The sequence below is a fragment of the Streptomyces sp. NPDC104831 genome (genome assembly GCF_055583025.1).
The window spans coordinates 65680-77859 of the sequence record NZ_JBVJOT010000029.1; the positions used below are offsets into that span (position 1 = coordinate 65680).

Sequence of the window (12180 nt, forward strand, 5' to 3'; positions counted from 1 at the left end):
GAGTGGTGACCATGGAAGCCGATCGCATACGGGCCCAGGACGCCCACCGCCCCCCGAGGAGACGCCGATGAGCGCCCTGGCGCTGTCCGTGCTGCTGTCGGTCGTCTCCGCCCTCGCCTACGCGGGCGGAGCGATCGCGCAGGAGCGGGTGGCGGTGTCGTCCACCGGCGGCGTCCCGCTGCGCCGGCCCGGCTGGTGGGGGGCGCTCGCGCTCAACGGTCTCGGCGGCGTGCTGCACGTCGTGGCGCTGGCCTGCGGGCCGCTCAGCCTGGTCCAGCCGCTCGGCGCGCTGACCATCGTCTTCGCCCTGCCCATGGCGGCGCTGTGCGTCGGCCGCCGGGCCGGGGCGACCGCCTGGCGCGGCGCCCTCATGGCCACGGCGGGCCTCGCCGGAGTGCTGTCCCTGGTCGGCTCCTCCGCCACGCACTCCCTGGCCGCCGGGCAGCGGCTGGCCGTCGCGCTGGTCACCGGCGCGGCGGTGGCGGCGCTGGCCTTCGCCGGGCTGGCCGTGCACCGGCACCCGGCGGTGCGCAGCGTGCTGCTCGCCACCGCCTCCGGTGTCGCCTTCGGCATGTCCTCGGTGTTCACCAAGACCGTGGCCGTGGACTGGACCCACGGCATCGGCCTCGGCGACCTGCCCTCGCTCGGGGTGATCGCCGCGTTCTCGGCAGCCGGCGTCCTGCTGTCCCAGCTGTCCTACCGGCACGGCGGCCTCGCCGCCCCGCTGGCCACGCTGACGGTGGTCAATCCGGTGCTGGCCGCCGCGGTCGGCGTCCTGATGTTCGGCGAGACCTTCCGCCACGGCACGGAGGGCACGCTGCTCGCCCTCGGCTGCGGGGTCGTGGCGGCGGGGGGCCTGATCATGCTGACGACGGAACGGCTGGAGAACACGCAGACCGCTAAGAGCACCGAGGGCCGGGGCGAAGCCCGGGCGGAGAACCCGGGCGGGAGCCGGACGGGCGTCCGGCCGGCCGCCACGGCGCACGCGTCACCGGCCGCTCCCGAGCCGGCGGTCCCGGCGGCGTCTTCGCCGGTCGCTCCCGCGCCGGCTGTTGCCTCGACCGCCCCCGCCGCGGCGTCCGTGCACGCGTCGCCGGACGCCGCCCGGCCGGTCCGTGCCGCCGGGAAGGCGTGCCCCGGGGTGCCACGGCAGCGCGGGGCGGTGGACGCGGGGGCGGGCAGGGTCGCGCGGAGGGGAGCGGACCGGTCCGGGCGCCCCACGAGCGGCGCCGGGACGCAGGGAGCCGGCCGGGCGGCCGCCGGGACCGAGGCGGCCGGGACGGTGCTGCGCGAGCCGCGCGTGCCGGGCACGGCCGACGGCGGGCCGGGGCCGGAGACCGGGCGCGGGGCCGAAGCCGACGGCGGCGCGGGGGCCGGCGGCGCCGCTGGGCCGGCCGACGGGCTGCCCTCGGCGCCGTACGCCCCGGCGAGCGTGGACGCGCTCCCGGCGCCGTACGTCCCCGCGGACGAGGACGCTCCCCCGGTGCCGTACGCGCCGGCGGGCGGTGGCGCGTCCCCCGCGCCGTACATCCCGCTGTCCGTGCGCTTCCACGTCCCGGTCGCGCTGCCGGTTCCGGTGCCGGTCCCGCTGCCGGCACCGTGTCCGCGTCAGATGCTGACGCCGCCGGCCCGGAGGTAGGCGAGCGGGTCGACGTCCGAACCGAAACCGGGCCCCGTCCGCACCTCGAAGTGCAGGTGCGGGCCCGTGACGTTGCCCGTGGAGCCGGAGCGGCCGATGGGCCGGCCCGCGGTGACGTCCTGACCGGCCCGCACGGAGATGGCGGACAGGTGGGCGTACTGCGTGTAGCGGCCGTCGGCGTGCCGCAGCACCACCTGGTAGCCGTACGATCCGCCCCAGCCCGCGGACACCACGTGGCCGGCCGCCACCGCCTTCACGGAGGTGCCGGTCGGGACGAGGAAGTCGACGCCGGTGTGATAGCCCTTCGACCAGTGCGAACCGGCCACGTGGTAGCCGGTGCCGACGGACGCGCTCACCGGGGCGACGCGCGCGTGCCGGGCCGGGGACGGGGTGTGGTGCGTACCGGGGTGCTGCGAAGGAGCTTTGCGCTGCGGGGACTTGGGGGGCGCGGGCCTGGTGGGGGTGCCGTTCAGGCCGAGTCTCTGCCCCGGCATGATCAGGTCGGGATCGGAGCCGATCGTGGCGCGGTTGGCCGCGAACAGCGACCGCCAGCCGCCCGGGACGCGCTGCTCGCCGGCGATGCCGGAGAGGGTGTCCCCGTGCACCACGGTGTACATCCGGGCCCGGCCCGCGCGGGACTGCGGGGTGGTCTGCGGCTGCGCGTCCTTGAGGGAGGACACCGGGCGCGCGCCCGCGGAGCCGGGGTGGACGTCGGACCCGGTGCCGCCCCGGGCGAGCCCGGCGCGGGGCGAGCACGCCGGCCAGGCGCCGGGCCCCTGCCCGTCCAGGACCTTCTCGGCGACGGCGATCTGCTGGTCCCGGCTCGCCAGGTCGGCGCGCGGCGCGTAGCGGGTGCCGCCGTACGCCGCCCAGGTGGACTGGGTGAACTGCAGCCCGCCGTAGTAGCCGTTGCCGGTGTTGACGCTCCAGTTGCCGCTGGACTCGCAGGCGGCGACCTTGTTCCAGGTGGCCGCGTCGGCGGCGTGCGCGGTGCCGGCGGCGACCAGCGGGATGGCGAGGCCGGCGCCGCTCGCGGTGACGGTGAGTGAGGCGCGGTTGATCCTGTTCGGCTGGTACCGGCGGTGCCGGCCGCGTACGGCCATGTCCGAATTCCCCTCGGCATGCGTCAGGAGGGGCAAAGGTAAGCGCCGCGAACAGGCCATGACAAGACGGGGAATCGGCCTGCCGGACCGCCCAAGTGGCCGGGAACACCCCCTCGTTGAGCCGGGTGCCGGCCGGTGGCGAGACGCAGGCCACTCCGGCCGCGCGACCGTGTGGGCGGGTCGGCCGTGCGCTCCCTGTCGGGGCACGTCAGGATGGGCATGGTCCCGTACCGACGGAGCCGTAGACATGAGGCAACCAGGGAGCAGGCGGTATGAGCACTTCAGCGCAGATCGGTGTCACGGGCCTCGCGGTGATGGGCCGCAACCTCGCCCGTAACTTCGCGCGCAACGGCTACACGGTCGCCGTGCACAACCGTACGGTGTCGCGCACGAAGACACTGGTGGACGAGTTCGGGCACGAGGGCGACTTCGTCGCGGCCGAGACCGCCGAGGAGTTCGTGGCGGCGCTCGAGCGCCCGCGCCGCCTGGTCGTCATGGTCAAGGCGGGTGAGCCGACGGACGCGGTGATCAAGGAGTTCGCACCGCTGCTGGAGCCCGGTGACATGATCATCGACGGTGGCAACGCGCACTTCGCGGACACCCGGCGCCGGGAGCGGGAGCTGCGCGAGCGGGGCATCCACTTCGTCGGCGCGGGCATCTCCGGCGGCGAGGAGGGCGCGCTGCACGGGCCGAGCATCATGCCGGGCGGGTCCGTGGAGTCGTACGAGTCGCTGGGCCCCATGCTGGAGAAGATCTCCGCGAAGGCGGCCGACGGCGCGCCGTGCGTGACGCACGTGGGTCCCGACGGTGCCGGGCACTTCGTGAAGATGGTCCACAACGGCATCGAGTACGCCGACATGCAGCTGATCGGGGAGGCGTACCAGCTGCTGCGCGACGTCGCCGGGTACTCCCCCGCGCAGATCGCGGACATCTTCCGCACCTGGAACACGGGCCGGCTGGACTCCTATCTGATCGAGATCACCGCCGAGGTGCTGTCCCACGTGGACGCGGCCACCGGCAAGCCGTTCGTGGACGTGGTGGTGGACCAGGCCGAGCAGAAGGGCACCGGCCGCTGGACCGTGCAGATCGCGCTGGACCTGGGCGTCCCGGTGTCCGGCATCGCCGAGGCGGTCTTCGCCCGGTCCCTGTCCGGGCACGCGGAGCTGCGGGCCGCGTCCCGGGACCTGGCCGGTCCGAAGCCGTCCGCGCTGAGCGAGTCGGAGGCGGCGGCCTTCGCCGACCGGGTGGAGCAGGCGCTGTACGCGTCCAAGATCGTGTCGTACACCCAGGGCTTCCACGAGATCGCGGCGGGCAGCGAGGAGTACGGCTGGGACATCGACCTCGGCGCGGTGGCCTCCATCTGGCGGGGCGGCTGCATCATCCGCGCCGCGTTCCTGGACCGCATCCGCGAGGCCTACGACGCCCGCCCCGACCTGCCGAGCCTGCTGTCGGACGAGACGTTCGCCCGCGAGATCGCCGACGCGCAGGACGACTGGCGCGAGGTGCAGATCGCGGCGGTACGGCAGGGAGTGCCGACGCCCGGTTTCGCGGCGGCCCTGGCCTACTACGACGGCCTGCGCTCCCCGCGGCTGCCCGCGGCCCTGACCCAGGGCCAGCGCGACTTCTTCGGCGCGCACACGTACCGCAGGGTGGACCGCGAGGGCACGTTCCACACGCTGTGGGGCGGGGAGCGGGACGAGGTCACGGCGTAGCGGACCGGGACCGCCTGCCGGGGGCCGGGGTGCGGTCTCGGCGTGGACCGTGCGCCCGGCCGCCCGGCCGCCCGCGGACGACAGGCCACCACCCGCGGGCGAGGGGCCACTACCCGCGCGGCCGGGGTCTTCGTCCGCTGCTCGGCCGTACGCCGCGGGGAGCAGTTCCGGCACGGCCGCGGTGCGGGGGCGGGGAGTCGCGGGACCACGGCCGCGGTGCGGGGTGCGGGGGGGGATCAAGGGACCACGGCCGCGATGCCGGGGCGGGGAGTCGCGGGAGCCGGGCCGCGGTGCAGGGAGTGGTAGACCCTCTCGGGACGGCGGCGATCCGCGCGGCGCGACCATCGCCTGGACGGCCGGCAAGCACTGTGGCACGGCCCGGCCGGTCCGGGCGCGCCGCCGGAGGGCGGTCGCGTCACGGCCGGCCCGGGCGTCACGGGCACGTGGCGCGCGGGCTCGGCCGGGGCGCCCGGGGCATCCGGCGGGTCCGCGATGGCTCGGCGCGCGGTGGTCCGCGCTCCTGTGCCGGCGGGCGCCGCTTGGTGTGCCGGTGTCCGGGCGCTCAGGTGAGGGGAGGGCCTGGTTCGGGGCTCGGGACCGGTTCCGGACCCGGCGGGATGGGGGACGGGGACGGCCCTGGCGGGCCCGGGTGGGGCGGCGCCGGGGGCGGCGTGGGGTCGGGGCCCGGCGGGACCGGGGCCGGCGCCGGGACCGGCTCCGGCTCCGGGACCGGGCTCGGATAGGGATCCGGCGGAGTCGGGCTCGGGCCGGGGCCCGGGGCCGGAGCGGGCGGGACCGGGTCGGGATGCGGGTTGGTCATGATGCCCTCCGCGCTGTCACGGGACGTCGCCTCTGGACTACTCCCCCGCCTACCCGGAGCCCGCGCGGCCACTCACCCGAGGCGCCCGAGGGCACTCGACGGCACCACCGGGACGACTCCGCGCGGGTGGTCTCCGGCACGCGGTACGACGATCCGCTCCCGCTCAGAACCGCCCGGGGTGGGCGCGCAGCCAGTCCTTGGCGGCGGACAGGAGCGCGGGGTCGGCCGGCGGGGCGGTCTCCGGGTGGCGTTCGGCCCACTTGACGACGTACGGGCACAGCGGGGCCACCGGGACGCCCTCGCGCTCGGCGAGGGCGTACAGCTCGCGGGCGAGCGATCCGGCGATGCCCTTGCCCTCGTGGGCGGGCTCGACGATGGTGTGGACGGGGACCAGGGCGCGCGCGGGCGACTCCAGCACGAAGTACTCGATGCGGCCGACCACCTCACCGTCGCCGACGGCCTCCAGACGGCCCGCCGCCCGGTCGTCGCGGATCTCGGTCTCGCTCATGGTCACGCACGCTCCTAGTCCACCGGTCAGCCGGTCAGGCCCCTACGGCCTGCGGGCTGCGCTGCTGGTCCGAACCGGGCACGGGCTCGGACGGGTCGGCGCCGAGCGACACGATCCGGTTGCCGGCGTCGACATGCACGACGCGGGGCCGCAGCTCACGGGCCTCCGCGTCGGTGACCTGAGCGTAGCTGATGATGATCACCAGGTCACCGGGGTGCACGAGATGGGCGGCGGCCCCGTTGATCCCGACGACCCCGGACCCGCGCTCCCCCTCGATGACGTACGTCTCCAGCCGGGCCCCGTTGGTGACGTCGACGATGTGCACCAGTTCCCCGGGCAACAGGTCGGCGGCGTCGAGGAGGTCGGCGTCGATCGTCACGGATCCCACGTAGTGCAGGTCGGCCTGGGTGACGGTGGCGCGGTGGATCTTGGATTTGAACATGGTACGAAGCATCGAAATACTCCCGAAATAGGCTCCCTGCCTGCGTTTTTGCAGGTCAAGGGCGTAGCCCTACCTTACAACGCGTCTTGAGCCCGGGTGGCTTTCCGTGGGTCTTCCAGGACTCGCCGGCACAGGCGTCGGCCGGGAGCCGGGCCGGTATCGGATCCCGGCGCCGTGGCGTCGAGCCCGTCCTCATGCGGGCAGGGCAGGGCAGGCGGTCCGGACGCCGTCGCGTCGCGGACCTGACGGAGACGGCCGGACGACCACCCTGGTCACGGCCTACTCGTCGAAGGCCGGCCCGTCAAAGGCCGGACCACCGATGTCCGCGTCCCGTCCGTCGGTCACCCCTTGCCAGTAGCCGGTGCCCTTGAACTTCGTCGGACGCGTCTTGCCGAGCTTCGGGTACTGAGCGGCGAGTCGTGCCTCCACCACCGTCGTCCGGTCCGCGAGGACCAGAGCGACACTGCGGCCGCCCGTCCCGCTCGTTTTGCTCTCCGCCTCGGCCGCGGCGCCGGCGCTCCGCTGGGCGGCACCGATCCGCGCGGTCACCTCCCGGATGAAGCCGAGCATCCAGGAGCGCTTGTAGGCACGGGCGTCCTCGCCCTCGGGGCGGTGCACGCGGTCCGCGCGGTCCGCGCCCTCCAGCATCTGCAGACGCAGGCTCGCGAACAGTACTTCGGTGGCTTGGATGTCGGCCTCGAAACCGAAGAGGTGTACGCGGTGACGGTTGTCCTTCCCGCCGGGGTATACCGATCGGCAGCGCATCTCATAGCCGATCCTGGCGAGCAGCCGACGCCCCTCCTTGACGTAGGGCGGGTGCAGATCGACGGTCCGGTCCACCGGCCGCTCCGGCTCGGTCACGTCGTCGAGCATGGCCTGCTCGATGCCGTACTTGGCCATGAGTTGGTAGGCCTTGTCCAGGTAGACGCGGGCCTCGTCATCGGTGGCCGCCGGGTTCTCCGACTTCCGCAGCAGCGCCCTGACCTTGCCGAGCAGTGCCTCGGGCAGTCCGTCGCGCGCGGGCCCGGCTCCCGACCCGGAGGTGTCGGAGTCGGGCTTCATGCGGCCGTCGACGCGCGTCCGGGCGTCCACCGCATCGCTCTCGTCCGTGCCGTCGACGCCCTCCCGGGCGATGAGGTCCGCCAGGTCCTCCGGGTCCGGGACCAGCTCCGCCAGCGCCTTGAGCGCCCGGTGCCGCCAGGCGACGGAGTCGTCTCCACGGACCTGCGCCCGCACCGTACGAAGACGCCGGAAACTCCCGTCGGCGCGCCGCACCAGGAACTCCAGCCGCGCGTGACCGAGTCGGGCGACCGCCAGCAGTGCGCACATGTCGAACGCGTTGTCCGGGGCGTAGCCGATCTCGATGCCGGGTTCCGGGTACCACTCCTCGTACTCGTCCCCCAAGCCCCCGAAACCGAACAGGTCGGACAGCTGGCTCTGGGGCGCCGCGCCGGTCCTGACACGCACGACGGACGTCGACGGCCTCCCGGAGTAGGCCAGCGCGGCTGCCCGCTCCTCCCGGGAGGTGACGACTCGGTACCAGACGGGGACCGTGCCGAGCATGCCGTGCCAGGTGAGCTCGCCCCGGTCATGACGCTCCCGCGCCAGCTGCTCGACGTGCGCGCCGAGCCGCTCGTCCCACCAGGCGTCCTCGCCTGGCTGTTCCTGCGCGTCGAGGAACGCGTCCAGGTAATCGGCGGCAGAGCGCCCCGCACCGGACCTGCTGTCGTTGAGGAGGGTCCGCTCACACGTGGAGAGGGCGTCGACGACGGGCTGGAGGACGAGCGACATGTATCGCTTGACCGCTTCGGACAGCTCCGCGAGGAACGCCCGGCCGGCCTCCGATGCCGTGGCCTGATGGGTGCGGCGCCACGTCTCCAGCTGTTCGACGCAGGCCTGCTGCTCGGCCAGCCACACCAGGTGCCCCCCGCCCTGGAGGTGCTCCTCCCGCAGCAGCACCGCGTCCTGGACCGCGGCAGCCGTGCCGGGCGCGTCCAGCACGGCCTGCGCCAGAAGCCGCAGCGGCTCCGGCTCACCGGCGAAGAACTCGGCGAGGGTGAGGAGTTGGCGGCCGTGTCGGCGTGGCATCGACTCCGGGCGGTCGATCTCATGGTTCCACGGGATCTCCGCCGACCAACGCGCCCGCCACCCCGCGAAGTCCGCGGCCGTGTCACCGGTTCGCGGCTGGGCCCGCCTCCAACGCCACAGCAGCATCTCCTCCCAGCCCTCGGCGTTCCAGGACCACAGGGCCGGTTCGCCGCTCATCGCGAGCCGGGACCGGAGTTCTCGCACCGCTCCCTCCAGATCGTGGAGGTGCGCCCCCGCAACCAGCCGCTCCAGCCAGCGGACGGTCTCCGCCACGGGCTGGGCACGTGCCTCGTCCGCGGCCACCCGCGCGACCGTCACCGCCGCGACCAGCGTCCGGTCACCGAGATCGGCAGGAAGCAGCTTGTACAACTGAGGGCCGGTGGTCTCCAGCACGGCGGCGAGGTCCCCGGCCCTGATCTCCAGCCAGTCCGCCCGCCGCTGCCGGAACTCCTGCTCCCACAGCCCGTCCGTACCGCTCACTGACATGCGGTCCCCTCCCGGATACGAAAGGACATCCTAGGAAGCCGGGTCGTGGGCCCGGGAAGCCGGGCTGTCAGCGGTGGCCGGTACGCTGCAGACAAGATCGGACGCGGTGCGTGCTGGGGGGATCCATGACCGACGAGTTTCCCGAGTTCCGGCTGAGGCTGCCGAACGGGAAGATGGTGGCCCGGGGGAAACTGCTGCGGGAGAAGGGCGCGAAGGGCAGCCGGATGTTCGTCGTCCTGGCGGGTTCCCCGGTCCGGGCCAACACCGTGCCTTCGTTCGCCGCGCGCAAACCACCGTCGTACTACACGCGGCAGCGGTTGATCGACACGGGCGTGATCCGCAGGTCCGAGCGTTGGCGGGGATATCTGGAGACCGTGTCGGACATCGAGTGCACCTCGCCGTCGGCCGCCGCCGAGATCCTCATGGGCTGCAGTGTCAACGGGTGGGGGGTGTGGAAGTCCGCCGACGGCCGCGCACTCATCGACCATTTCGGGACGTCCACGGCCGTACCCAACCGCTTGTGGCTGATTCGTGGTTCGAACGTCTCGGGCCTCGACCTGGTCCGGCGTCAGTGGCTCCCGGAGGGACTCGTCACCCTCGCCGCCTCCCGTCTTCGTCAGGGCGTCCGGCAGGGTGCCGGCAAGGACGAGCTGCGCACCCTGGTGCAGGAGGACTACGAGTCCACGGCCACATACAGCCAGCAGCAGCAACTCGTCGAGGATCTCCACGCCTTCCTGTCCCGGATGAAGCCGGGCGACACCGTGTGCACCATCTCCGGCGGACACCTGTACGTCGGTGAGATCACCGGTGAGGCGGAGCAGATCCAGTCGGAGGACCGGCGCTCCAACCTGCGCCGACCGGTGGAGTGGCAGCCCGTCGGGCACGCGTACGACGAACTTCCGGAGGAGCTCCAGCAGAAGCTGTCCATCCAGCACGACGTCGTCGACCTCACCTCGGTCCAGGCCCATGTCGAGGGCCTCGGCCTGACCGACGAGGAGCTGGTCGAGGAGGCGGAGGCCGTGGAACGGGACCCCGGCACGGACATCCCGGCGATCATCGCCCGCCGCGAGCTCGAGCTGCCCGAGCCGACCGACGAGCTGGCCGAGGAACTCCTCGTGCACGACACCCAGTGGCTGCGCGAGGTGCGGGACCTGCTCTGGGACGACCGCCAGCTGGTGCTGTACGGGCCGCCCGGCACCGGCAAAACGTACCTGGCCCTGAAGTTGGCCGAGTTCCTCGGCGGCGGACCCGAGCAGGTGAAGCTCGTGCAGTTCCATCCGTCGTACGCCTATGAGGACTTCTTCGAGGGTTTCCGGCCCCAGGAGGACCCGCGGACCAAGGAGGTCGCCTTCCGGCTCACCGCGGGCCCGCTGCGCGAACTGGCCGACCTGGCCTCCCGCGAAGGAAACCGGCACATCCCGCACTTCCTGATCATCGACGAGATCAACCGGGCCAACCTGGCGAAGGTCTTCGGCGAGCTGTACTTCCTGCTGGAGTACCGCAACAAGTCGGTGCGTCTCACCTACTCCGGCGACGACTTCGCGCTGCCGCCGAACCTGTTCGTGATCGGCACCATGAACACCGCCGACCGCTCGATCGCCCTCGTGGACGCGGCGATGCGCCGCCGGTTCGCGTTCGTGGAGCTGTCGCCGCGTACCCAGCCGACGAGCGGTCTGCTGCGCCGCTGGCTGGAGAGAGAGGGCAAGGACACCGAGCCCGCCGATCTGCTTGACGCGCTCAACTCCCGTATCGACGACGCGGACTTCCGTATCGGGCCTTCGTATCTGATGAAGAAGGGCGTCCACCGGGAGGGTGGTCTGGAGCGGACTTGGCGGACGAAGATTCTTCCGCTGTTGGAGGAGCACCACTACGGAGAGGGCGTGGACGTCGAGCGACGGTACGGGCTGGCCGCGCTGCGGGAGTCGCTGGGGTGACCTCTGCGGCGCGAACCGTGGGCCCTGGCGAGTCCGTGGAGCTGGTGGAGCACGCCCCGGCCGTTCGCCGTGCGCTTCCCGATCCCATCGGCCGCGCGCTCGCCGGCGCCGGGATCGTGGACGCGATCCCCGATCCGTACGCCCCGGGACACTGGTCGCTGCGGGCGGGCAGCAAGGTCGGGGCGGTCGCTGTGACCGTGCCGGGCGGTGATCCGGTCACCGTGCGCGTGACTCCCAAGGTGCCCGTCGTCCGCCTCTTCTTCCTGCTCGGCTACAGCCTTGCTCCCCATAGGACGTGGCGGGACGGGGAAGTCGAGGTCGCTGAGCACCGTGATCTGGTGCCCGCACTCGCCCACGCGGTGGAGCGACAAGTGGACCGTGCGCTACGGCAAGGACTGCTGCAGGGGTACAAGGCCACGGAGGGGAGTGCCCTCGTCCTGCGCGGACGGCTGCGGGAAGCCGAGCAGATACGGCGTCGCTTCGGAGCGACAGTGCCGGTGGAGGTGGCGTACGACGAGTTCACCACCGACATAGCGGAGAACCGCATCCTGCGCACGGCCGTCGAACGTCTCCTCCGCCTGCCCGGTGTGCCGCGCGACGTACGTCGCAGGCTGTTGCACCAGCGCGCCCGGCTAGCCGATGTGACCGCGGTCGTACGCGGGCAGCCGGTCCCCGACTGGCTCCCCACCCGTCTCAACGCCCGGTACCACCATGCCCTGCATCTCGCCCGTGCGATCTCGGACGGCATCTCCGCCGAGCACTCGCCGGGCGGGTTGCGCATCGACGGGTTCCTGTTCGACATGAACAAACTCTTCGAGGACTTCGTGACGGTTGCCCTGCGGGAGGCGATCCGGACAAGGGGCCCGGGTTACACCGTCCGGCTTCAGGACACGCACCACCTCGATGAGGCCGCCGCTGTCAGCATGAGACCTGACTTCGTGCTGTACGGGCCCGACGGCACCCCGTGCGCGGTCGTGGACGCCAAGTACAAGGCGGAGAAACGGGGCGGCTATCCCGATGCCGACCTGTACCAGATGCTGGCGTACTGCACAGCCCTCGGTCTGCGCGAAGGTCATCTCGTGTACGCGAAGGGCAATGCCCCGCACACCGCGCATCAGGTGCGTCACGCGGGCACCGTCATCCATCAACACGCCCTTGACCTGGATCAGGAGCCCGCCGGACTGCTCGTGGAGGTCGGGGAACTGGCCCAGCGGCTGGTGAACACGCCGTCCGTCTGATTCGACGCTTGTCCGCCCGGCACGAGAAGTTCGCCTCGGGCCGCCGTACTCCATTTTCAGGGCTTCTTGCGCGGTCTCCCGCGGATCGACGACGACGGCACCCCCCTGCGCCGCGTGCGGAGACGCTTTGCGGGACGTAAGGGTGACGGACTGGTCACACCCGTGTCGGCACACTGCGTCGGGGGGTCCCCGGGGCGCCGGGCGCCTGTC

At 72.9% G+C, this 12180-nt stretch carries 8 protein-coding genes; 4 read left to right on the top strand and 4 right to left on the bottom strand.

Going from position 1 to position 12180, the window contains the following annotated elements; translation table 11 throughout:
- The first annotated feature begins 67 nt into the window (after nucleotides 1-67).
- Nucleotides 68-1639 (top strand): DMT family transporter, encoded by a 1572-nt coding sequence (locus ACZ63H_RS20850; RefSeq protein WP_469867077.1) that lies wholly within the window; start codon nucleotides 68-70, stop codon nucleotides 1637-1639.
- On the opposite strand, the gene ACZ63H_RS20855 is transcribed toward ACZ63H_RS20850, so the two are convergent.
- Nucleotides 1609-2742, bottom strand: coding sequence for a transglycosylase family protein (locus tag ACZ63H_RS20855; RefSeq protein ID WP_469867079.1), 1134 nt, complete (start codon nucleotides 2740-2742; stop codon nucleotides 1609-1611). The two genes, ACZ63H_RS20850 and ACZ63H_RS20855, sit on opposite strands and share 31 nt — an antisense overlap.
- A 272-nt stretch (nucleotides 2743-3014) precedes the next feature.
- Here ACZ63H_RS20855 and gndA point away from each other — a divergent pair, with 272 nt between their 5' ends.
- A complete protein-coding gene (gene gndA / locus ACZ63H_RS20860) occupies nucleotides 3015-4454 on the top strand; it encodes an NADP-dependent phosphogluconate dehydrogenase (protein WP_469867081.1) in 1440 nt (479 codons plus the stop codon).
- 983 nt (nucleotides 4455-5437) lie between these two features.
- On the opposite strand, the gene ACZ63H_RS20865 is transcribed toward gndA, so the two are convergent.
- From ACZ63H_RS20865 to ACZ63H_RS20875, 3 genes are all read right to left on the bottom strand, one after another.
- Nucleotides 5438-5782: a GNAT family N-acetyltransferase gene (locus ACZ63H_RS20865; RefSeq protein WP_469867083.1), complete on the bottom strand. Its 345-nt coding sequence runs from the start codon at nucleotides 5780-5782 to the stop codon at nucleotides 5438-5440.
- A gap of 34 nt (nucleotides 5783-5816) precedes the next feature.
- Nucleotides 5817-6236, bottom strand: coding sequence for an aspartate 1-decarboxylase (gene panD, locus ACZ63H_RS20870; RefSeq protein ID WP_469867085.1), 420 nt, complete (start codon nucleotides 6234-6236; stop codon nucleotides 5817-5819).
- Between the two features lie 267 nt (nucleotides 6237-6503).
- On the bottom strand, nucleotides 6504-8798 hold the full coding sequence (locus ACZ63H_RS20875) for a DUF2786 domain-containing protein (protein WP_469867087.1): 2295 nt from the start codon (nucleotides 8796-8798) through the stop codon (nucleotides 6504-6506).
- A gap of 125 nt (nucleotides 8799-8923) precedes the next feature.
- On the opposite strand from ACZ63H_RS20875, the gene ACZ63H_RS20880 reads away from it, so the two are divergent.
- Together ACZ63H_RS20880 and ACZ63H_RS20885 are read left to right on the top strand one after the other, a co-directional pair.
- Nucleotides 8924-10732 (top strand): DUF4357 domain-containing protein, encoded by a 1809-nt coding sequence (locus ACZ63H_RS20880; RefSeq protein WP_469867088.1) that lies wholly within the window; start codon nucleotides 8924-8926, stop codon nucleotides 10730-10732.
- Nucleotides 10729-11970 carry an McrC family protein gene (locus ACZ63H_RS20885; RefSeq protein ID WP_469867090.1) on the top strand — a complete coding sequence of 414 codons (1242 nt, stop codon included), beginning with the start codon at nucleotides 10729-10731 and terminating at the stop codon, nucleotides 11968-11970. Before ACZ63H_RS20880 ends, ACZ63H_RS20885 begins: the two co-directional genes overlap by 4 nt.
- Nucleotides 11971-12180 lie beyond the last annotated feature (210 nt).